Source organism: Dolichospermum sp. FACHB-1250 (genome assembly GCF_014696335.1).
Classification (GTDB): Bacteria; Cyanobacteriota; Cyanobacteriia; order Cyanobacteriales; family Nostocaceae; genus Dolichospermum; species Dolichospermum planctonicum.
In genome coordinates, this window is the sequence record NZ_JACJPZ010000060.1 from 1 (window position 1) to 23,622 (window position 23,622).

Here is a 23,622-nt window from a genome sequence, read left to right on the forward strand (position 1 = left end):
GAAATAGTTGATAAAGTTATTTCTGTTGCTCTCGATTTGATGAATCCTCAACATTTAAAAAATTGGTTCACTAATTGTTGTTACTGTACCTCATAACACCGGGAAGTGCTGTATGTATGATGGGATTTTAGATGATGAAGATATCAGAAAGGGATTAATCTATGATGACGATAATAATAATCAATTAAAAAATGAAATTTTGCAATGTTTAACTTTATTTCATTTTTCTCGCTATGAAAAATCAGGTACTATTCAATTAAAATTAGATCCTTATCAAAATTTAATTGGGGATGAATCAGTAAGTCAAGCTGCGTTATTTTCCCATACTAGTAATAGAGGAAATTTTAACTCCCTGGCATTTTTAACTCACATTAAGGAAATATTAAATAAACCAAATGAATAAAAAAGCGTAATGTACACAATTATTGACCAAAGGTAAAATCATGACAGCAAAAATAGGAGATAATTTAGGAAGGTTATTTGAAGTAGGATTTAATATTGGTATTTTATCCTATATTCAACAAAATAATATTTATCATCATTTTGGTAATTTATACCGTGAAGAATTAGAACATCTGAAATTTTCTCAAATCAAAAAACTTATTACTAATAAAGTTGTTAATGAAGTATCACGAAAAATAGCAGAAAATTGGTGTCAATTTTTCCTCCAAAAAGGGTTTTTATGTGGTTTAAACTTTTTTAGGGAATATCTGAAATCTCTGGGATGTGATGAAAAGCAGAAATTCAAAAATTTAGAAATTTTATATTATCAATGTTGCTTTAATGGTGATAATAGTATTGGTACTCATCAAGTTAGTGATCAACAATGGTTTAAAAATGTTCTGTCTCAATTTGGAAATTTAGAAATTACTGCTAAGGATATCAATTTCTATAAAGAAAAAGGTGAATTTCTAAATGCTGATACTTTAGTTTTCTTAAAATATAAACGTCAATATCGGGTTTTATGTCTTGACTTATCAGTATTTTCTATTCACACAGATGAAGATATGGAAGATATTGACTATGTGCAAATTATTCGAGAATTATTACTCAGAGATGTGAATTATATTCGTTTTAAAAGTGTATTTTCTAATTTACGCATTGATACAGAATCTTTAAATCTTGATTTTTCTCCCAGTTTAAAAGAGTATTTTACTGCTTTTAAATACCATGATAAAGAAAGTGCGAAATTAATTCAAGCTGCTGGTTATATTTATAGTTTTTGTCAATTTCTTCAAGAAAATACGATAATTCCAGATATATCCAAATTAGTATGTAATGCTGTAGGATATAGCGATCGCTCATTTAATACTATCTCAATTACAGCACAAAACCTGCAAATTTTTCAAACTTGTTATCAAATCTATACAAAAGAAAATAGAACAGAAGAACTTATTTCCGCACGTCGTCGAGTTTTAGATAAAATTAAACGTAACGCTTTCTATAGTTTTCAGGAAGGAAGACAACTAGTTAAATCACTTTTAGAAATTACTCCCGATAAAATTAACATTTTACCACCACATACAGAAACAATCACAGATTTTTATAACTCCGTTGCTAAGGTACCTCCAGAACTAATTACTAGTTTAAATTTAACCGAAAATTGCAACTTTAGACAAGCACATAACCAACTAATTAAAAAGTATTTACTTTCCGAAAATACCTACATCTTCCTCACAGGAAACCCAGGAATTGGAAAAACCACCGCAATAGTAGATTTTCTCAAACAACATCAAGATGATGGTTTTTTATTATTCTATGTCAGTCCTCGGAAACAAGTCAATTTAGATATTATTGAAAAATTCAAAGATAAACACACAGGAAAATTAGCTGATGATAGAATTTTTGCTATTAACAGTGATAGTAATTTGATTAAAGATAATTCTGGTGAATATTCTGTATCATATACATCTAATATCCACGAAAATGATTTTACTTTAGGGACAGTTCATTTTCTCAACATGGAAAATATTCAAAGAACCTCAAAACGAAAAAATAGACTAGAACATATTACCGATGATACCTTTCAAGATATTGGACAAAAAACTAAAGGAGTTTTAAATAGTGTTTGTGAAGGTTTATATTATCTAATTAAGAGTGAAAAACATAATCAAATTATTGCAACTGCTTCTACTCAGTCCTTGAAAAAAACCGACTATGGAGATACTTTAAAACATTTAGAAAAAATCTTTCGTGACGCATATAACAGTAAAAATAATACGGTTTTTCCTGAGAAAATGCAGAATATTTCTCGTCGGATGAAACATCTATTTATTATGATAGATGAAATTACTGGGGATGAAGGAGGAGTAGAATTTTTAGCAGGCATTCACAAAATAGTTAAAGACTATAAACTCACACATCCTGAAAATGGTTTCAATACTAAAATCATTGTTGCTGATGCTTCTATTGTGGATAAAAATGTGATTTGTCAACATTTAGAAGACAGTACCCCCGAACCAAATAAAATCTTTTTTCGCAAAACAGAGTCAAATATTCAACCTTTATCTGTGGAGTCTTTTACATTTAATAATTTACCATCTATCATCATTAATACTAATACCTATCCTGCAAAAAGTTTAACTATCAATTATCAAATCATTATTGAATCTCGTAAATTTATCAATAAAACCAAACTCAAAGATAAATCTCCGTTAGAGGAAAAAGTCAAAGAACAAATTATTAAAGATATTGAAACTTTATTCCGAAATTCTGAAATAGAACAAATTATAGTTTACATCCAAAATAAACCCAAATTAGCGGAAATAATTGATAAAATTCAACAAAAATTAAAACCAGAGAACTTTGTTAAAAATACCCATTATTTAGAAATACACGCGAATATTTCTGAACAAGAAAAACAGGAAATTAAACAATATCAAGAAAAAGTCAAAGTTGTATTTATGACTGCTTCAGGAAGTCGTGGTTTATCATTTCCTAAAGCAACCCACATTTTAGTAGAAATTCCTAAGTTTGAAATTGAAAAAAACCTCATGGAAATTATTCAAGTTATGTACCGAGGACGGGGAAATGATATCATAGACAATCAAGATAAATATCTAAATTTCTATTTAGCTGAACGTGCAACTTATCATGAAGATGAACCGCAAATTTCTGTACAAGAAAGTGCTTTAAGTTTATTAAATATTCTCTTAATTCTCAAAGCATCTATGATGACGAGAATCCAAGGTTATGGTATGATTGGAAGAAAAGAATATATTTTAATTCCTATTGGGGGAAAGTCGGTTTTTGCTGCGGGAGAAAGTTTTTCTAGTCAAATTGAAAATCTCATTTCTCAACTGAAAAAGGAATATCAAAGAAATAAAAGTCATGTATCTTTAAAACAAGCATATACCAGTTTAGAATCATTAATGAAAGATGGTGATTTTGTAGTAGAAAAAAATACAGAAGCAAGTTATTTAACTATTAGGGAAAGTTTTAATAACAACTTTTTAGAACTTGCAAAAACTTTTGATAAATTACTAGATTTTAAACCTTTGGAATTAGGTTATATTAGTGGAGGTTTATTAATAGTACCTACTAAAGACATTGAAGAGTATTATCAAATGCGGTTATTAGATATTGAGAAATATGCTAATTCTCAATTATGGGAAAATTTGCAAAATATTAGTAGAAGTAAGATTTATCCCGAAAGTTTGACTTATGCAGTGAGAGATGCTATAGAATTAGTAGCAAGATTGAGAAATGCACCTCCAAAAACTCAGAATTTCGTTCAGAAAAGTCAACATCATGATCAATATTATGCTTTACCATTATTTGCGTTTATTAGTGGTAAAGTGATGAAAGAATATTTTGAAAACGAAACTCAAGAACCAGAAGATCAACGTTTTAAAGATATTTTATCTACCTATGTTCGCTTATTATATCCTGTGGGAAACATTTTACCAATAGGTCATAATTATCAAGAATTTCCATTTGTTGTGTTTAGAAGTTATAGTTTACAAGAAATCAGAAATAAAGTTTTTACAGAAAAGTACCTGTTAAATTCCCATGAATTAAACGTTCTTAATTTAATTCTTTCCCTCTAACCTCAATTAATCAAGAAAATAGTTTCACGGTTTAAGAGTAAGAAGTATTGACAAGCATCGAAAAATCTGGTATGCTAGATACCGACGAGGAAGAACTATCCTCGTTGTATAAGCACGACAAAACTGGACAAGACGAATTAGGAACTGCTCTCGGTGTCTCCGCGAGAGAAAAAACTCCCCTAACTCAAGAAAATAGTTTCACGGTTTAAGAGTAAGAAGTATTGACAAGCATCGAAAAATCTGGTATGCTAGATACCGACGAGGAAGAACTATCCTCGTTGTATAAGCACGACAAAACTGGACAAGACGAATTAGGAACTGCTCTCGGTGTCTCCGCGAGAGAAAAAATGATTAAACAATAAACTCATCGTAAACAACGAATGGCTTCCAACATCCCCCTCGCTTTATTCAGAGTTTCCTCATATTCCCTTTCCGGTTCTGAGTCAGCTACCAAACCCGCACCCGCTTGGACAGTTACAGTCTGATTATGTAATACCATAGTTCTAATAGCGATCGCAGTATTCAATTGTCCTTCAAAATCATAATAGCCATATACACCAGAATATACACCTCTGCGACTCGGTTCTAACTGATTAATAATTTCCATAGCGCGGATTTTGGGCGCACCGCTGACAGTTCCCGCAGGAAAACACGCTTTAAGTAAATCCCAGGCGGTTTTACCAGGTGCTAACTTACCCACCACATTACTGACAATGTGCATCACATGAGAGTAGCGTTCAATGATCATTAATTCATCAACTTTCACACTACCGCTGCTGCATACCCGCCCTAAATCATTGCGTCCTAAATCTATTAACATCACGTGTTCGGCGATTTCCTTGGGGTCTTGAAGTAAATCTTCCGCAAAGGTCGCATCTTCTTGGCTATTCTTCCCTCTAGGTCGAGTTCCCGCAATGGGTCGCACTGTAGCGATAATTTCTCCTTGATCATCGCGTTCAGCTTTCACCATGATTTCGGGACTAGAACCGATAATTTGCCAGTTCTGGAAGTTAAAATAGGCCATGTAAGGTGAGGGATTGATTTGACGTAAAGAACGATACAAAGCAAAGGGATCACCTGTATATTCTGTGGATAAGCGTTGAGAAATGACTACTTGAAAAATATCACCAGCTTTAATATATGCTTTCGCTTTTTCCACACTAGCGCAAAATTCTGGGCGGGTAAAGTTACTGCTATATTCCTCTATTCCCCCTTTACCCCTGTTTCTAGGTGCTGTCCAGGATAATTTGGTCTTTTCAGGTGATAGAGGTAAAGATAGCTTTCTGACCATTTCCTGAATGCGATCGCTCGCCTCTTGATATGCTACCTTTACATCAATTGAATTACGTAAATCTGCGTAGGCGATCGCCCAAATTTTCCGTTTTACCTGGTCAAAAATCAATAACTGATCGACCTGCATCCATAATCCATCAGGGATATTTCGCTCATCTTGGGCATGAATTGGTACACGCTGCTCAATCCAATTTATTAATTCATAACCCCAAAACCCAAATAAACCGCCAATTCCTGAAGGTAGCTCCGGTAATTTTACTGGTTGATAAGGTGCTAAACATTCAGATAAAACTGCAAACGGATCACCTATAAAAACTTGTTGAGAACCATCTCGATGTATTTGCGTAGTTTGATCACCCCTTGCTTCCAAAATCCACAAAGGATCACAACCCAATAAACTATAACGTCCTAACTTTTCCCCACCTTCCACCGATTCCAGCAAAAAGCTATAAGGTTGATCCGCACATACTTTATACCAAGCAGATACAGGCGTATCTAAGTCGGCTATCCATTCCTGATACAAGGGGACAAAATTACCTTGGCTAGTAAGCTTCTGAAACTGCTCGAAATCGGGGAATATCATAAATAAATAATTAGAAATTAACAATTAAAAATTCGCCAACAAGTTTTTTGTCATGGGTAAGGGGGCAAAGTTTTCTCCCCATTACCCATTACCTATCACCTACTCACGATTAAACATCGTGAGTAGCTTTACCGCTGAACTTGATTTGTGCGGGATTGGGGTTTTGACCGATTCTGCGGGGTACGTGACGAACCATAGAACGTCCAGCATTTACCTTTTCAGGGAAGACACCATCAGCAGGGTGAATCATAGTGGTTTCGCCACTTGGTAAAATGCGGTAAACCTTGTAATCGGTGATTTTGAACTTGCGAAGTTGCGCGCCTAAAGCAATACCGTACTCTTTGCGAGCAATGTAAAGTAGGTTTTCGCCTTTAACCATCTTAGCCGCGCCACCAGTGGGCATTTCAAACACTTGCTCTTTGGGGCTAGTCCAGGTGATAGCGTACTTTTCTTCTACTTCGGCTTTTGTGAGTAGACCACCAGTGCTGCCACCAAAGATTGGGGTTTTGCCAGTCAGAGTTGCCATAATCTATCTCTTGTAGGTTTTTAGGGCATACTAACATCGGATCTCGACTTATGTTGCGATCGCGTTATAGACTGTAACAGTTTTTAGTAATTAGCAATTAATTCAGTGGATAACTTATTTGCCTCTTACCTCTTCCCTAGCTACCCTGGACAATGGGAATTGTAAAATGTAAGTGACTACCTTGGTCTTTACCTGCGGACTGAGCCCAAATTTTTCCGCCCCAGCCATTGACAATTTGCCGACAAATTGCTAAACCCAATCCAGTTCCACCTGTCGTCCGCCGCAATGCCCCTTCCTCCTGGTAAAAGCGGTCAAAAACGATTTCTAGACAATTTGGTTCAATTCCCCTCCCTGTATCCGATATGATGACTTCTAGAGTCTCCTGAACACTGCTAATGGCTTTAATAGTAATCTTCCCTGAAACCGGAGTAAATTTACAAGCATTATCTATAAGTTTGGCTAATACTTCCACCAACCAATCACCATCAGCCCTCACTAAAGGTAAGTTTTGGGGAATTTGGATTTTAATTTGCGGTAGCTGTTCTTGGTTAGAGCGCGTCCGTAAGCGACTCAGTGCTAAATCTACACATTCTTGGATGGTTAATGATTCAGGATGCCATTCTACTCGGCCACTTTCTAAGTTAGAAAGGGTTAAAAAGTCTTGTACCAGTTTCCGCATTCTTTCTGAATCAGAAAGTGCTGTATTCAACATCACTTGTTGCAATTCCCGAGGCATATCTGGTTCTGTTGCCAAGCTTTCTAAACAAACTTGAATGGTAGATAGAGGGGTGCGAAGTTCATGGCCAGTAATAGCAATTAAATTTCTCCGGGTTCGGTCTAAAGCTTCTAGTTGTTGGTTGAGTTCTTCTAAATTGGCAAAAGATTCCGCTTGAATCAACGCTGCACCAATTTGAGTCGCTATGGCTTGTACTAAGTCTACTTCCCCTGATTGCCACTCATGGGCAGGAAAATAGCAATGATGTAACTCCACAATTCCCAAAAGTCGTCCTTGATATAATACAGGTTCTATTAACCAAGAACGCACCCCAAAGCGCCGGACAATTTTGGATAAAGTCGGTGATTTCTTGACTTGACTATCTGTTTGCGTATCAACTACACATACTCCCTCCCCCCGCTTTACTATCTGCTGAAATAGAGGATTATGTTGTAACTCCCAACTTTGCCCCAGTACAGATGTGACATCAGAATTTAAAAATTCATGTTCAATTACGGCTTTACCATCTGTGGATTGAGCTCGATAAATTAGACACCGACAGGTTTGTAAGTGTTGACCCAACTCTTGAGCCGCAGCTTCGAGAATTTCCCGTGGATCAAGCGATCGCCTAATTGCTGTACTAATGGAATTTACTAACCTTTCTTTCCGAGCTTGAGCCGCAATTGAACGGTAAGCTTTATGTAGTTTATACTGACTAGCTTGCAGATATGTTACCAACCTTTGCACAAAGGGATCTGTATCAATATCACAAGCATATTCATGGCTAGAATTAACTCCTGACTTGTTTATTAATTCACCAATTCCAAACCGCTGCTTAACTTTATCAACCTTTACCGCTAAATCCGGCCGATAAACCTTAATTCTATCTAATAACAATTGGGCAGCCTTTAGACACGCTCCTTTTTCCGATGTCCAAATTCCCTCAAATCTTCGCGCTGTATCCATATCCAAACTAGGAGTCATCTCTGGGATATGTTGATTTTTGGACAAAGAACCAAGACTTTCACGGCAGATCAAACAGCTAGAATAGTTATCAGCAACTACTACTAAATGCCATTCTTGAGTTAACCCATCATCAGGCTCAAAAGCTATTTTTTCATAGTCATCAGCAGCTTGAGCAAACTCGGTCTCTGGTGCAGATAATACATATATTTGATTACTTTTTTCCCCAAGTCGTTGATAACGATGGGCTTCTTGACGATAGAATCGCTCTTTCTGGAAACTAGCAATGATCAAGGGTTGGTCTAAATTAGCTGCCAAAACCTGATCTTCTATGGCATGGGAGAGCGCCGTTAGTGAAGCCTTAAAATATAACTGGGGTCGCAGATAGGGAAGTGACTTGAGTAAATCACTCAGTATGGAAGTCGAAATGCTCATGAATATATTTAAACGCCCAATCTAGACAAGATTCACGTTACTGGTCAGTGGTCAGTGGTCAGTGGTCAGTGATCATTGGTTAATTAATACCAAAAATGCTAAAATCCTCAAAACAGGCGATCGCGCAAGCAGTTCGCTTTTTGAGTTCCCAACTTGCGGACACCATTTGAAATATAACATAGTCTGTATTAAATCCCCCCTCTATTTCACAATCAAGGGGGTGATTAAGTGGGATTAAGCCGTAAAATACTTCGCTGCTGGGTGATAAGCAATAATCGCCGTTGTAGACTGTTCAGGATAAAGTTGTTCACTTTCATCCATGTACATCTTCATTCTCTCAACCTCCAACAACCGTAACTGCTTAAACTGGTCCTGAATATTCGGACAAGCCGGATAGCCGAAACTATACCGAGAACCTTGATAACGCTGCGCCAGAATATCCCGAATATTATCCGGTTCAGAATCACCAAAACCCAACTCCCGGCGGATTCTAGCGTGAGTCCATTCGGCTAAAGCCTCCGCCACCTGCACGGCAATACCATGAAAATACAAATAATCAGTATATTGATTATTAGCAAACAGCTTTTGAGCAAATTCCGTGGCCACTTCTCCCACAGTCACCGCTTGCATAGGGAAAACATCCACAATTCCCAACTCCTTTGGTGCAAAGAAATCTGCAATACATAACCTATTCAAAGACTTCTGACGCGGAAAATCAAAACTAACTCTTACCTCCGTGTCCTCTGTGCCTCGGTGGTTTGTCGTTTCATAAATCAATAAACTATTCCCCACAGACTGACAAGGAAAATACCCATAAATCACGTGAGGGTGCAATAAATTTTCCTCAATAATTCGCCGTTTCCACTCCTCTAAAACCGGGTAAACTTTATCAGCTAAAAACCCTTGATATTCTTCCTTAGATTGTTCCTTGGGTTTACGGAATTGCCATTGTCCAGCCACCAAAGCTTGCAAATCCAAATACCAAAATAATTCCTCCACAGAAATATCATCAGGTTGTAAAAACTGCGTTCCCCAAAAAGGTGGTTGAGGACGTGCAATATCTACAGCCACAAAATCAGAACGCCGCGTATCAACCTCTTTTTTAATGTCAGTATTATCTATTGTGGGGTGGGCATCTTGCCCGCCCTTTTCCCCAACTGATTCATGTCCATTTTCTGCAACTTCATCCAAAAACCCTTGTAAATCATCCCAATTGCCTCCTATTTTGGCCGGCATTAATTTATCCATAAAATGCAAATCAGAAAAGGCATCCTTACCGTAAATAACCTTACCTTGGTAAGTATTTTGGCAATCTTGATAAACAAACTTAGGAGTTAAAGCCGCACCACCTAAAATCACGGGAACAGTAATACCCTTTTCATTAAAAGTCTGTAAATTCTCCTTCATAAAAGCGGTGGATTTTACTAATAATCCACTCATGGCAATACAATCAGGCTGATACTGTTCGTAAGCTTGAATGATGTTTTCTACAGATTGCTTAATGCCCAGGTTAATCACTTTATAACCATTGTTAGATAAAATGATATCCACCAGGTTTTTACCAATATCATGTACATCACCTTTGACAGTAGCAATTACAAAAGTTCCTTTGGCATTATTACCAGATTCCGACTTTTCCATAAACGGTTCTAAATAAGCAACCGCAGCTTTCATAGTCTCCGCTGATTGTAACACAAAAGGTAATTGCATTTGTCCAGAACCGAACAATTCCCCCACAACTTTCATCCCGTCTAATAAGAAAGTATTGATGATTTCTAGGGGAGGATATTGTTCTAAAGCTTTTGTCAATTGGGTTTCTAAACCAATGCGTTCACCGTCAATAATATGCCGTTTCAAACGTTCTTCAATTGGTAAATTTTCATCAATTCCAGTATTACGTTTAGTTTTGACTCCTGCAAAAATTGTTGTTAATTCTCCTAAAGGATCATAAACGCAGACATTACCATCAAATCTGCGTTCATCGTAAATTAACTGTCGACAAACTTCTTGATGTTGAGGTTCGATTTTAGTAAGTGGTAAAATTTTACTCGCGCTGACAATTGCTGCATCCATGCCCGCATTCATAGCTTCATGCAAAAACATGGAATTTAGTACCATCCGCGCTGCTGGATTTAAGCCAAAGGAAATATTAGAAACACCCAACACGACATGACTCCCGGGCAATTCTTGGCGAATACGACGAATTGATTCTATTGTCGCCTTCCCATTTTCCCGATCTTCTTCAATGCCAGTAGAAATAGGTAAAGCTAAAGTATCAAAGAATATTTCTGTAGGAGCAATACCATATTCTACAGCTTGACGGTAAGCACGTTGGGCAATTTGAAATTTTTTGTCCGCAGTCCGGGCCATGCCATCTTCATCAATTGTCCCAATAATTACACCAGCACCGTATTTTTTAGCTAATTCTAGGACTTTCAAAAATCGTGGTTCACCATCTTCGTAATTAGTAGAATTGAGCAAACACTTACCACCAGAGACTTTTAACCCCGCCTCCATTTTTTCCCACTCGGTGGAATCAAGCATTAAAGGTAGTGTAACATTATTAACTATTCTAGAAACCAACTCGTGCATATCACGCACGCCGTCCCGTCCCACATAGTCAACGTTAACATCTAGGATATGTGCGCCTTCTTTGACTTGACTCCGCGCCATTGATACTAAACCATCCCAGTCTTCGGTATTCAGTAAATCACGGCATTTTTTAGAACCACTGGCGTTGAGACGTTCACCAATAATCAAGAAAGAATTATCTTGGTTGTAGGCTTGAGTAGTATAAATTGATGCCGCTGCCGGTTCTAAACTCGGCTGTCTAACTTTCGGTTTTAACTCCTTGGCAATTTCCGCCAATTGTTGAATGTGTGCTGGCCGTGTCCCACAGCAACCCCCAATCACTTGGACACCTAAGTCTTCGATAAAGTGCATCAACGACATCCGTAATTCAACGGGTGTTAATCTGTAATGTGCTTGACCACCAACGTTTTCCGGTAAACCCGCATTGGGAATACAAGAAACTACGAATGGGGAATGTTCTGATAAATACTTGATATGTGGTTTCATCAAGTCAGGACCAGTGGCGCAATTTAAGCCCAGAATATCAATGGGGTAAGGTTCTAAAATTGTGAGAACAGCGTTGATTTCTGTACCTACTAGCATTGTCCCCATGCTTTCCATGGTGACAGACACCATTAATGGTCTTCTTTCCCCTTTTTTACCAAAAACTTCCTCAATTCCATTCAATGCAGCTTTAATTTGCAGCACGTCTTGGCAGGTTTCTACCAGGAATAAATCCACACCACCATCAAACAGGGCTTCTGCGTGTTCTGCAAAAGAGGCTTTCATTGTGTCAAAATCAATATGTCCCAAGGTGGGGAGTTTGGTTGTAGGTCCAATAGAACCAGCGACAAATCTAGGTTTTTCGGGGGTGGAAAATTCCGCAGCGACGCTTTTGGCTAGTTCTGCGGCGGTTTTGGTCAGATAATAAGCCTGGTCTGCTAGGTCGTATTCTGCTAGGACTATGGACATAGAACCAAAGGTATCAGTTTCAATGACATCAGCACCAGCCGCCAGAAAATCACGGTGAACTTTGGCGACGGCTTCCGGCTTACTATGAACTAGGTATTCGTTACAACCTTCATATTGCGCACCTCCAAAGTCTTCAGCCGTGAGGTTCTGACTTTGTAGGTTTGTTCCCATAGCACCGTCAAAAACGATAACGGGACGTTCTGGACTATGTAGATGTTTGAGAAAGGGATGGGTCATAATTGTGTTAAAAAAATAGTGTTGGTTTTGTTATCTTAGACTTATTTTATGATCTTCTCAGATTTTGATGGCTATGTTTCGCGCAAAGGCGCAACTAAGCAAAGGCGCAAAACTACCAGAAGTGATATTAGCTATATTATCAGTATTGAAAAATATGAAATTTAGAGATTGGGCGACTAGAGTTTTACTGATTTTTCTTATGTTGGCTGCGTTAATTTTGGCACTATTTATTGGTGGTGCAAGAAATCCACAAGATCAGACAAATTCACGAAATTCGACAGACAAATCCTGGAATCAATATCTACCACCGCAGTTACAGTCAGTATTAAATATTAGGGAAAGGAAAAGAACACCATCTCCAGTCAACAATCATCAAATTAATCTTGTATACACAACTACTAATGAATTTAGCGAATATAAACCGGATCTTAGACAGTTTAAGGTTGATCCTAGCAATTATGGCGATCGCTATACCGCAGATATTCATGGTCTACCTCTCAATAATCAAGCTATTATAGTCCTTCATGAAACCAGTAATTCAACTTCTAGCGCCATTAATTTTTTTCAAACTCCTCATGATGATGAAAGTGTTCAAGCTAGTTATCACGCTATAATTACTTTACAAGGAACGGTTGTTTATTTAGTTCCTCCAGAAAAACGCGCTTTTGGGGCTGGTAATTCAGTATTTAAAGGTGTTAATGGCGTGGAAACTGTCCAAACTAATCCTAGTTTACCACCATCTGTGAATAATTTTGCTTATCATGTCTCTCTAGAAACCCCTCCTGATGCTTGGGGGAAGAATAATATCGATCAACATAGCGGTTATACTGAGGCTCAATATGATTCTTTGGCTTGGTTAATTGCTCAAAGTCAAGTTCCAGATGATAGAATTACTACTCATCGTGCTGTAGATGTGGCAGGTAAAAAAGTTGATCCTTTAAGTTTTGATAGTGATAAGTTTTTTAAAAAATTACATTCTTTTCGCCAATTAAAAACTTTTAACAATGCGAAAAATAACGTTAGTGAGTAAAAACATAAATTTTTCTCCCTCAAAGGCACGAATTCACCACGAATAAGAGTGTAAAGCATAATTTTCTGATTTTTATACTTCAATATGGCTATGATCAGATAGATTATCAGCAGCATTCAAAAAATTAACGATTTATTAATTGTTGTTAAAGACTGCTGTAAAGATTAACTATATTGTAACTATTACAATTCTTCTGTATCGCAATCAAGAAAGATTGTTGACTACTCTCAAAATTTTGGTAAAACCCAAAAATCTTTCGGAATTTACTACAGAAGTATTCTTACAAAAACTAAAAAGACTAAATATTAATCTTGTTTTATTATCAGATATTTTTAAAACATCGCAATAATAAACAGAAGCACTGAATAATAATACATAAAAGCAATTATACATCGTACTTACAAAACATTACAAAAATAAAATCATAAAACTATTGACTTATAATTGAATATATGTTATAATAAAGTTGGCAACAAAAAACTATTTTAAATTTTAGCTAAATAGTAGAGCGTGTTAACGTTAGCGTAATGCACTTAAATAGTAAAGTGTGTTATGACTAGTTTTTAATCTTTCAAACTCCCAAATTATTTTATAGCAATAACACACTTTACTTAATATTTACTATTTAGTTCTGACTTACGCACGAGTTACAGAATAAACTAACCACTCCAAACACAAAAAACACAAAAAAATAAGGGTTTGAGGAATATTTTGCGTAAGTCATGAGTTATAAATAGCCTAAAAGTAAAATATTTATCAATAAATAATATTCAGTCAAGAAAACTATGCAAAAATAAATAAACGTTTTACAAAAAAATCAGAATATAATGCTGAACTATTATCATTAAATCAAAAAAGATTGCAACAACAAACAAAAGCATCAGATCACAATACATAAAGACAAATTAGTGAACAAAAAATAATTATATAAAAAATATAAATAAAAGATTGTCAAAATAAACATCGTATAGTAGACTAATAGAATTATTTATAACAACAAAATTAATATGCCAGCCCCAGATACAACCCGTCGGATTACACCTAACACAATTCAGCAAGATATAGACTCCTATAATGGACTCACAGCCGTTATTGGTTATGCCACTGGTCGCGTAGAAGCTACACCAGAAGCATTACAGAAAGCATACACAGAAATGGTAACAAAACAACAAGAAGAAACTGAAAAACAAGCATTATTTAAAGCCGCCGCAGATGCAGCAAAACAAGCAGAATGGGAGTTCCATAAAGCCGTTTTAGCTATGAAAGAAGCAGTAAAAGGTCAATTTGGGTCAGATAGTGATGCAGCCCAAGCAGTAGGCTTTAAAAAAAAATCAGAAAGGAAACGCCCCACCAAAAAGAAAATGGATTAAATGAACCACAAAGACGCAAAGGACGCAAAGGAAGAAAAAAGAACAAAGATATGGGTAAGATATAAAACACAATTTTATCTCTGCTCCTCTGCGTCTCTGCGTGAGAAAAAACTAAATCTTATATATCTGAAGATGCTTCTATTAACTTCATAGTGTTTTGAGTCGCTGTCACCTTCACAGGCTGTTTTTTATGAAAAGTTAAACCAGTTTCACCCATATCAATCAAGATGGTATCACCAGAAATAAAAGTATTCTCCAGTAATTTGGTGGCTAGAGGATTTTCGACCTCTCGTTGAATTGACCGTTTTAACGGACGTGCGCCATAAACCGGATCATAGCCAGCTTCTACAAGATGATCACAAGCGGCTTGTGATATCTCAAAGGAGATTTTTTGTTCTTTAAGTAGATTTTCCACCCGTTTGAGTTGAATACGGATAATATGACCCATCTCTGAACGATTAAGAGTATGAAAGAGAATAATGTCATCAACGCGGTTCAGAAATTCAGGACGGAAGTGACTTCGCAAACTTTCCATGACTTTATTCCGCATTAAATCATACTTGGAATCATCGCCGGAGACATCTAAAATATGTTCACTCCCAATGTTGCTAGTCATGACTATGACAGTATTTCGGAAATCTACAGCCCGTCCTTGGGAATCAGTAACTCTACCATCATCCAAGACTTGCAATAAAATATTAAATACATCGGGATGAGCTTTTTCCACCTCATCTAACAACACCACCGAATAAGGATGTCTGCGAATGGCTTCAGAAAGTTGTCCCCCTTCTTCATAACCAACGTATCCTGGAGGCGCACCGACTAAACGAGAAACTGAGTGTTTTTCCATGTATTCGGACATATCCAAACGCACCAAAGCATCCTCTGAATCAAAGAGAAATTGAGCTAAAGCGCGAGCCAGTTCAGTTTTACCCACGCCAGTTGGTCCCATAAACAAAAATGACCCAATAGGTCGAGAGGGATCTTTCATCCCAGCGCGGGCGCGACGAATCGCCGCAGAGACGGCGGAAACAGCTTCTTCTTGACCGATTACCCTTTCATGTAAATGACTTTCTAGTTTGAGTAACTTTTGTCTTTCCGATTCTAAAAGCCGATTTACGGGGATTCCTGTCCATTTTGCCACAATTTCGGCAATATCGGCTTCGGTGACTTGTTCGCGCAGCAGGGTAGAACCTTGGGTTTGAATTTCTGATAGTTGGGTTTCTTTGCTTTCCCGTTCCCTTTGTACGCCCTCTAATTTACCATACTTGAGTTGGGCAGCTTTATTTAAATCATAATCTCGTTCTGCTTGTTCAATTTGTATCCTTAGCGTATCCTCTTCTTTTTTTAAAACGCTAATTGCTTCTAATAACTGCTTTTCTCCTTGCCATTTTTGATTAAATACTTCCTGTTTAACTGTTAAACTGGCAATTTCTGCCTGAATTCGTTCTAATCGTTCTCTAGTTGGGGAAATACTCTGTTCTTCTCTCGATAATGACAGTTTTTCCATTTCTAGCTGCATTAATCTTCTATCAATGGTTTCTAATTCCGCAGGTTTAGAAGTAATCTCCATTTTTAATTTCGCTGCTGCTTCGTCAACTAAGTCTATGGCTTTGTCTGGTAGAAATCTATCCGCAATATAACGCGCTGACAAGGTTGCAGCAGCCACTAAAGCAGAATCGGAAATTTTGACATTATGATGCACTTCATAACGCTCTTTTAAACCCCGCAGAATAGAAATTGTGTTTTCTACTGTTGGTTGGTCTACATATACCTGTTGAAAACGTCTTTCTAATGCTGCATCTTTTTCAATAAATTTGCGATATTCATCTAAAGTGGTTGCACCAATACAACGCAATTCACCACGGGCTAACATGGGTTTAAGTAAATTACCAGCATCCATAGATCCTTGTTGATTAGAACCAGTACCGACAACGGTATGGAGTTCATCAATAAATAAAACTACTTGCCCATTGGATTCCGTAACTTCACGTAGGACGTTTTTTAAACGGTCTTCAAATTCACCTCTATATTTGGCACCAGCAATCAAACTACCGATATCTAAAGAGATTAGTTGGCGATTCTTTAAAGACTCAGGAACGTCACCATTCACCATTCTTTGGGCTAAGGCTTCAGCGATCGCAGTTTTACCGACTCCTGGCTCACCAATTAATACAGGGTTATTTTTACTACGACGAGATAAAACCTGAATTACCCGGCGAATTTCATCATCTCTACCGATAACCGGATCTAATTTTCCGGCTTTCGCTTGTTCTGTCAAGTCTCGTCCAAATCTTTTTAAAGCTTCATCAGGTACATCTGCTTCCGCTTTAAGAGATGATTTCACTTTTTGACTATTGCGAGCAGATTTAACTCCCAGTTCTACTTGAGCGATATCTATATTTAAGCTTTTAAATAAGCGTTTACCAATCCGTTCATCATCAGCAAAGGCCAAAATTATATGTCCTTCCGAGATTTCCTCCTCCTTCATTTTGGCTCTAATTTCATTAGCTTTATCTAAAAGCAAATCCAAATTACGCCCCAGGTAAAGTTGATCACTTTTCCCCACCTTAGGTTGACGTTGAGTAAAAGCCTCTAATTGTTGTTTAAATCGGACAGAATCAACCTCCGCGCGGGTGAGAATGGCTGTAGCTAGGCTAGTTGGTTCTTCTAAAAGAGCAATAATTAAATGTTCAACTTCTAATTGTTGTTGTTTATAAGCGCGAACCACGTCTTGGGATTTTGTTACTGCTTCCCAGGCTGTATCAGTAAATTTATTAGGATCTGTAGGCTGCATCTTGAGAATTTTAGATTTTAGATTTGTGACTTAAGTTTATAGCTAGAATGGGTAAAGGGTAAAGAAGTTTTTATCTTCCTACCCCCCTACCTTAAATTATTCTGGAATTTTTAACTGAATCAATTCAACTTTATAACCATCTGGGTCTTCGACAAAAGCAATTACCGTTGAACCATGTTTCATAGGTCCTGGTTCTCGAACTACTTTACCACCCAATTGGCCAATGGCTTCACAGGTAGCATAAATATCATGCACACCTAAAGCGATATGACCATAGGCATTTCCTAAATCATACTTTTCTACGCCCCAATTGTGGGTGAGTTCTATGACTGAGTGGTCACTTTCTTCCCCATAACCGACAAAAGCCAGGGTAAACTCTCCCCCTGGGTAATCTTTGCGTCGGAGTAACTTCATTCCCAGGATATCACAGTAAAATTTCAAGGACTCGTCTAAATTACCTACTCGGAGCATGGTGTGTAGTAATCGCATATTCACCCTTTGTTCAATTCTTATATTTTATATCTAATCAGGAATTTTCAGGAAACTTGCGTTTAATTCTGTTTTTAATTGCTCAATTGGTAATAATTATGTATTAACTAATTTCAGCAACGGTTTGTGGTAAATGTGGTAAAATTGATGTTAATTTTAGATGGAAGAAATAATTATGATTTCATCACCTTTGATATTACATTTTCCCTCATCAATGCAAATGACAGATGAACAATTCTTTCAATTCTGTCAAGAAAACCGTGATTTACGCATTGAGAGAAATAAATTTCGAGAAATATCAATTATGCCACCAGCAGGTTCAGAAACAGGAAACCGTAATTTTAACTTAGCTGGACAATTATATGTGTGGTCAGAAAAAGATAACACAGGAATTTGTTTCGATTCTAGCACGGGATTTACACTTTCTACAGGTGCAAAACGTTCTCCTGATGCTGCTTGGATCAAATTAGAAAGATGGAATCAACTTACACCAAAACAGCAGAAAAAATTTGCACCTATTTGTCCTGATTTTGTGATTGAATTAAGGTCAGATTCTGATCAATTGCAGCGGTTAAAAGATAAAATGAATGAATATATGCAAGAACCAGAAATAAAATTAGGTTTATTAATTGACCGTAAAAATCGCCGAGTTTATATTTATCATCCTGGACAAATAGAAGAGTGTTTAGAAAATCCTGATACTGTTAGTTGTGATCCTGTTTTATCAGGATTTGTTTTGAATATGAATAAAATTTGGTAAACCGAATAAATAGAAGGAAATTATCATGCTTTCATCTCCTTTAATGTTGCAAATGCCATCATCAATGACAGATGATCAATTTTTTGAATTTTGTCAACTAAACCGTGATTTACGGATTGAGAGAAATCAATTTGGAGAAATATCAATTATGCCACCCGCAGGTTCAGAAACAGGAAACCGAGAGTTTAATATTGCTGTACAGTTAGGAATTTGGTCAGAAAAAGATGGTACAGGAATTGGTTTTTCTTCCAGTACAGGATTTACACTTTCTACAGGTGCAAAACGTTCTCCTGATGCTGCTTGGATCAAATTAGAAAGATGGAATCAACTTACACCAAAACAGCAGAAAAAATTTGCACCTATTTGTCCTGATTTTGTCATTGAATTAAGGTCAGCTTCTGATAATTTGCCACCTTTAAAAGATAAAATGCAGGAATATATGCAAGAACCAGGAATCCAATTAGGTTTATTAATTGACCGTAAAAATCGCCGAGTTTATATTTATCGTCCTGGACAAATAGAAGAGTGTTTAGAAAATCCTGATACTGTGAATTGTGATCCTATTTTACCGGGATTTGTTTTGAATATGGGTAAAATTTGGTAGTTGTAAAATCAATAATAATTTATATTTATAAGTTATAAGCTGTTTTATATTTAAAAACTTTGGTTGATATTATTTTATTTGATAATATTTGAAATAGAAAGCAAAAAAAACCTCCGAACTTCATAAAAAAACTCAGAGATTCCTGGCAATTATTACTTGTCAAAAAAGAAAAAAAAAGAAAAATAGTTAAGGTGCTGGATTAGGATAACGAGTGTGAATTGCATCTATTTCCTCTAAAACTTGTTTATCCAAAACTACATTCACACTATCTATATTTTCTTGCAATTGTTGTAAATTCGTTGCTCCAATAATTGTGCTTTTAACAAACCAGCGACTCTTCACAAAAGATATAGCTAATTGTGACGGTGTGAGATTATGCTTTTTAGCAATTTCTACATAAGCAATTATAGCTTCTTGAACATTAGGTTTTAGATAACGTTGTCCAAAACCTGGAAATAGAGATATTCTCGTATTTTCTATTGCTTGATTTTCTATGTACTTACCACTTAAAAAACCAAAAGCTAGAGGACTATAAGCCAGTAAACCAACATCTGTATAGCGAGAAACTTCTGCTAGACCTGTATCAAAGTTGCGATTTAGTAAATTGTAAGCATTTTGAATTGAAACAACTTGAGGTAATCCCAATTGGTTAGCAATGCGAATAAACTCACTTACCCCCCAAGGAGTCTCATTGCTTAAACCCAAATAGCGAATTTTTCCCGCTTGAATAATATCAGCAAATGCTGTTAACTGTTCAGCAATGGGAACTGTTTCCCGCTCAAATTCTGGATTATAAATTGTCTGTCCAAAGGTGGGAACATAACGATCTGGCCAGTGAATCTGATACAAATCTATGTAATCTGTTTGTAACCTCTGCAAACTATCATTTACTGCTTGTGAAATATTATCATAGTTAATTTTATTATTTCCACCTCTTAACCATGAAAAATGACGACCAGGACCTGATATTTTGGTAGCAACTATGATTTGATCTCGTTGCTGTTTCTGCAACCATTCACCAATATAAGTTTCTGTTTTTCCTTGAGTTTCTCCACGAGGAGGTACGGGATACATTTCCGCAGCATCTAGAAAATTTATCCCTTGATTAATAGCGTAATCTAGTTGTTGATGTGCATCCTCAATGGTATTTTGGTTTCCATAGGTCATAGTTCCTAAACAAATTTCTGAAACTTTGAGGTCGCTTGCACCGAGTTGGTTGTATTTCATAATTTTTGAATAATTCTCATCAATTCCATTGTACTATAAAAACACAGTTTACCGCCCTACTTGCAACAAGCGGTGAATTGTTTAATATTTTCTTCCTATCTCTGCTCTGCTTCCTCCGCACCTCTGCGGAAAGGGGAGCAACTGGGGAATTATTGGAATTAGCAGTAGGAAAGGATGATATTGTTTTAGGGTTTATTCGTCCTGAGTATCGGCCGTTTACAGATTTTTCTGTAGCTTCAAACAAAGTCTGAAATAGAATAATAAGTTTTGGGAATAATAATTATGATAAATACTTATTCACAAATTCTTGAGGACTTAAACATTCAAACTCTTTTGTTTCTTGAACTAAACAACGAATTAGTTTATAATTAGCAGAAACAAAACATTGAGTTTCACCCTTACTAGCAGTTAAATAAACTCCAATATCTTCACGAGGAATTAATCCTAAATCTTCTATTTTGAGCCATTCCTCAGAAGTAAAATTGACATAAATAACCTGTAATTGTTGCCAAATACGCGCTACAATTTGACTACCCCAATCTTTATTATACAAACGTTTAGATAATCGTAAAATTTGATCTAATAACTCTTCTGAAACGATAGCTTCTACAGAAGAAGGTTGTAAAAAACCAACTGATTCTAATATTTTTCTTTCATAACTATTCTGATTAGCCACACCAATAATATAAATATTAGTGTCTAAAAATAGACGTTGAGGGATATCATAACTCATTGTCATGCTCTGCTTTTAATAAATGTTCTTCAGCCATTTCTCTTTTTACATCTTGAACTAAATCAATAATTTGCTCATGGGAATGATATCCTTGATTATCCAAGGACTCTTTTACCTGTGCTGCTAATATTTCTAGAGGAATTAATGTTTGTTCCTGAGAGTTTTCTCGGACATTTTTGGTAACAGCTTGTGTTAAAATTAGTTTTAACTCAGTCTCTAGAGTCCGTCCATGTTGTTCTGCTTGATATCTGAGATTTTCGACTAGGTTGGGTTCTAAGTTATCTAGAATTATTTTCATATTTCATACATAGCTTGGGATTGGTTTATATTATAGCATTTTTCAGGGTTATATATCAACGCGATAGGGGTTTAGCAATGCTAAACTCTTACATTTTATGAATCAATATTTCCTTTTTTCGCTTTTTCCACTTTCTCAATTTGCTTGGGTGCTTCCATTTCGTTGAATAGTTGGATAGCTTCATTAAAGTTGGTGTGGCTGTTTTCGGGTTCACCCATTTTTTGATATGTTAAGCCAAAGTTAATATTTTTTAGCAATGCCACAAGCATTTTTTATTGTTCCAACTGATTCACAGGCAGATTTTATCAGTATTTTAACGGATACAGCACTTTTCAGTGTTATGAGGTACATATCTAGTGGGTAAGATGCCCGCACCACAATAGTTTGATGATTCAACTTTGTACCTCATAAGAGCGAAAACCGCTGTAATAGTTTGGGTGCGACTTTTTACGTAATTACTCACTCAGTATGATAAATTAAGAACAAAAATAATATCTATATTTACACAAAATACTATTTTACTAGATTCTTCTCAATGCTAACCTTTACCGCTTATTCACAGCTTTATGATAATGATATAGGTTGTGTTTATTTGTAGCTAATTTTACGTTGATATTGGATTTAGAATATCTGTTGAATTTCACCATAATTTCATAAATATGCCATTTTCATGAAGATTCAATACTCTTGGGTTGAGAAAAAATTAGTATAGATGCGGATGTTTTTTGTTTACGGACGTGAAATAGTCGGTATAGAAAAATGACTTGTCAATAGTTAAACCATCAACCACCAAGTGAGAATTATATGTTTCTAAAAAGGCATACAATTATAGGCGCTATTTTGGGACTCTCAACTATAGGAATATCAGTTGCGGGTATGGAACAAGCTATATCTGCACCAGCACCCGCATTATCTCAGGTAAAGGTGATTAATGTTATTTCTTCTAAATATCCAACTTGGGACCCAATACCACAAGGAAATTTCTCTACACAGCAAGACCATGGCGGACCCCAGTTATGTGTTCAAACGCAAGAAGTTGGCTATGGAACAACTCAGATAGCACAGTTTAACGGAAATCGACTAACTGAAAGATCCTCTGCTCCCACGTTGGGAGCGGGACGAGTTGTAACTGGTTGGACAAGAGTCTGGTGTTACCAAGGCTCTTTTACATCTGGTACTTTTACCTTTCAGGCAACTTCAATAAACTTCCCCTGGAACACATTATCCACTAGGCTATATATCCGCTAGTAGAGGTTGGGAGGTATATTACTTTTTTTAACATACCTCTAAGATGCAAGGTTGGGTTGAGGAAGTGACATTTTTTAAACTGACAGGAGATTGATATTACCTATGAAACATTTCAACAAATTGTTTTCAGTGATGATTGGATTAATACTTTCTACAACAGCAGCAAAGGCACAGGCGGGAGTAGTAACCCAAGTTGTGGTAAAAAACCAGTTAAAACAGCCAGTATCGCTTGTTCCTTCTAGTGTGAGTCAAATTCTTGGTACTGGAAGTCCCCCAAATAAAATTATACCTGGTGCGACTCAAGCTTTCACGGTTATAAGTCCCTTTTCTAATATAGCAAGTATTCACTTCTCTTATACCACTGGCACTTAGGGATGTAGGTTTGGTACCTCTTTAACAACAACACCAACCTTGTTTGGTGGTCAGATTCCAAAGTGGACAAAGAATGGTTCACGGACAGGTTCTAATGTTACTTGTGATGCAAAAATTACATCTGTAAATTCAACTAATTATAGTTACACTGTTGAATTTACACTGCGTTAAAATGTGATATCCAATTTTTTTGCGTTAGGTTGAGCGTGAGCCAAACCCAACTACAAGTATTTGTGATACAGCACTTCCCGGTGTTATGAGGTACAGTAACAACAATTAGTGAACCAATTTTTTAAATGTTGAGGATTCATCAAATCGAGAGCAACAGAAATAACTTTATCAACTATTTC

20 protein-coding genes are annotated in these 23,622 nt (G+C 36.4%); 10 read left to right on the forward strand and 10 right to left on the reverse strand.

The window, feature by feature from the left end; all coding sequences use genetic code 11:
* Window positions 1-112 precede the first annotated feature (112 nt).
* From H6F39_RS17330 to H6F39_RS17340, 3 genes are all read left to right on the forward strand, one after another.
* The gene (locus H6F39_RS17330; protein ID WP_242028665.1) at window positions 113-403 is read left to right on the forward strand and encodes a hypothetical protein; all 291 of its coding nucleotides are present in this window, start codon (window positions 113-115) and stop codon (window positions 401-403) included.
* 40 nt (window positions 404-443) lie between these two features.
* On the forward strand, window positions 444-4,049 hold the full coding sequence (locus H6F39_RS17335; protein WP_190397120.1) for a helicase-related protein: 3,606 nt from the start codon (window positions 444-446) through the stop codon (window positions 4,047-4,049).
* Between the two features lie 71 nt (window positions 4,050-4,120).
* Window positions 4,121-4,258, forward strand: coding sequence for a hypothetical protein (locus tag H6F39_RS17340; RefSeq protein ID WP_190397121.1), 138 nt, complete (start codon window positions 4,121-4,123; stop codon window positions 4,256-4,258).
* 155 nt (window positions 4,259-4,413) lie between these two features.
* Here the strand turns inward: H6F39_RS17340 and trpE are convergent, their stop codons facing one another.
* The 4 genes from trpE to metH all read right to left on the reverse strand — a co-directional run bounded on the left by trpE (window position 4,414) and on the right by metH (window position 12,344).
* Window positions 4,414-5,925, reverse strand: a complete 1,512-nt coding sequence (trpE, locus tag H6F39_RS17345; protein WP_190371527.1) for an anthranilate synthase component I — start codon at window positions 5,923-5,925, stop codon at window positions 4,414-4,416.
* Window positions 5,926-6,034: 109 nt separating this feature from the next.
* Window positions 6,035-6,454, reverse strand: coding sequence for a photosystem I reaction center subunit II PsaD (locus H6F39_RS17350; RefSeq protein WP_137907939.1), 420 nt, complete (start codon window positions 6,452-6,454; stop codon window positions 6,035-6,037).
* Between the two features lie 133 nt (window positions 6,455-6,587).
* Window positions 6,588-8,564: a DICT sensory domain-containing protein gene (locus tag H6F39_RS17355; RefSeq protein WP_137907938.1), complete on the reverse strand. Its 1,977-nt coding sequence runs from the start codon at window positions 8,562-8,564 to the stop codon at window positions 6,588-6,590.
* A gap of 234 nt (window positions 8,565-8,798) precedes the next feature.
* Window positions 8,799-12,344: a methionine synthase gene (gene metH / locus H6F39_RS17360; protein WP_190397122.1), complete on the reverse strand. Its 3,546-nt coding sequence runs from the start codon at window positions 12,342-12,344 to the stop codon at window positions 8,799-8,801.
* A 154-nt stretch (window positions 12,345-12,498) separates the two neighbouring features.
* Here metH and H6F39_RS17365 point away from each other — a divergent pair, with 154 nt between their 5' ends.
* Entirely contained in the window at window positions 12,499-13,374 is an 876-nt protein-coding gene (locus H6F39_RS17365) for a peptidoglycan recognition family protein (RefSeq protein ID WP_137907985.1), read from the forward strand.
* Between the two features lie 1,007 nt (window positions 13,375-14,381).
* Window positions 14,382-14,744, forward strand: coding sequence for a hypothetical protein (locus H6F39_RS17370; RefSeq protein WP_028090685.1), 363 nt, complete (start codon window positions 14,382-14,384; stop codon window positions 14,742-14,744).
* 118 nt (window positions 14,745-14,862) lie between these two features.
* Here H6F39_RS17370 and clpB read toward each other — a convergent pair whose 3' ends face one another.
* Together clpB and gloA are read right to left on the reverse strand one after the other, a co-directional pair.
* Window positions 14,863-17,541 carry an ATP-dependent chaperone ClpB gene (clpB, locus tag H6F39_RS17375; RefSeq protein ID WP_190397123.1) on the reverse strand — a complete coding sequence of 893 codons (2,679 nt, stop codon included), beginning with the start codon at window positions 17,539-17,541 and terminating at the stop codon, window positions 14,863-14,865.
* A gap of 96 nt (window positions 17,542-17,637) precedes the next feature.
* Window positions 17,638-18,030 (reverse strand): lactoylglutathione lyase, encoded by a 393-nt coding sequence (gene gloA, locus H6F39_RS17380; protein WP_137907935.1) that lies wholly within the window; start codon window positions 18,028-18,030, stop codon window positions 17,638-17,640.
* 175 nt (window positions 18,031-18,205) lie between these two features.
* On the opposite strand from gloA, the gene H6F39_RS17385 reads away from it, so the two are divergent.
* Together H6F39_RS17385 and H6F39_RS17390 are read left to right on the forward strand one after the other, a co-directional pair.
* On the forward strand, window positions 18,206-18,790 hold the full coding sequence (locus H6F39_RS17385; protein WP_190397124.1) for a Uma2 family endonuclease: 585 nt from the start codon (window positions 18,206-18,208) through the stop codon (window positions 18,788-18,790).
* Between the two features lie 25 nt (window positions 18,791-18,815).
* On the forward strand, window positions 18,816-19,394 hold the full coding sequence (locus H6F39_RS17390; RefSeq protein ID WP_190397125.1) for a Uma2 family endonuclease: 579 nt from the start codon (window positions 18,816-18,818) through the stop codon (window positions 19,392-19,394).
* A 186-nt stretch (window positions 19,395-19,580) separates the two neighbouring features.
* On the opposite strand, the gene H6F39_RS17395 is transcribed toward H6F39_RS17390, so the two are convergent.
* Window positions 19,581-20,621 (reverse strand): NADP(H)-dependent aldo-keto reductase, encoded by a 1,041-nt coding sequence (locus H6F39_RS17395; RefSeq protein WP_190371533.1) that lies wholly within the window; start codon window positions 20,619-20,621, stop codon window positions 19,581-19,583.
* A 5-nt stretch (window positions 20,622-20,626) separates the two neighbouring features.
* Between H6F39_RS17395 and H6F39_RS20820 the strand changes: the two genes are divergently transcribed.
* On the forward strand, window positions 20,627-20,872 hold the full coding sequence (locus H6F39_RS20820; protein WP_242028666.1) for an element excision factor XisI family protein: 246 nt from the start codon (window positions 20,627-20,629) through the stop codon (window positions 20,870-20,872).
* Window positions 20,873-20,901: 29 nt separating this feature from the next.
* Here the strand turns inward: H6F39_RS20820 and H6F39_RS17405 are convergent, their stop codons facing one another.
* From H6F39_RS17405 to H6F39_RS17415, 3 genes are all read right to left on the reverse strand, one after another.
* Window positions 20,902-21,354, reverse strand: a complete 453-nt coding sequence (locus tag H6F39_RS17405; protein ID WP_190371534.1) for a hypothetical protein — start codon at window positions 21,352-21,354, stop codon at window positions 20,902-20,904.
* Entirely contained in the window at window positions 21,344-21,652 is a 309-nt protein-coding gene (locus tag H6F39_RS17410; protein ID WP_137907931.1) for a hypothetical protein, read from the reverse strand. The genes H6F39_RS17405 and H6F39_RS17410 overlap by 11 nt, the downstream gene beginning before the upstream one ends.
* Window positions 21,653-21,747: 95 nt before the next feature.
* Window positions 21,748-21,915, reverse strand: coding sequence for a hypothetical protein (locus H6F39_RS17415; RefSeq protein WP_190397126.1), 168 nt, complete (start codon window positions 21,913-21,915; stop codon window positions 21,748-21,750).
* 541 nt (window positions 21,916-22,456) lie between these two features.
* Here H6F39_RS17415 and H6F39_RS17420 point away from each other — a divergent pair.
* Both H6F39_RS17420 and H6F39_RS17425 read left to right on the forward strand, forming a co-directional pair.
* Complete coding sequence (locus H6F39_RS17420; RefSeq protein WP_190397127.1) at window positions 22,457-22,900, forward strand: DUF4879 domain-containing protein; 444 nt, start codon at window positions 22,457-22,459, stop codon at window positions 22,898-22,900.
* Window positions 22,901-23,002: 102 nt separating this feature from the next.
* On the forward strand, window positions 23,003-23,272 hold the full coding sequence (locus tag H6F39_RS17425) for a hypothetical protein (protein WP_190397128.1): 270 nt from the start codon (window positions 23,003-23,005) through the stop codon (window positions 23,270-23,272).
* The last annotated feature ends 350 nt before the right edge of the window (window positions 23,273-23,622 follow it).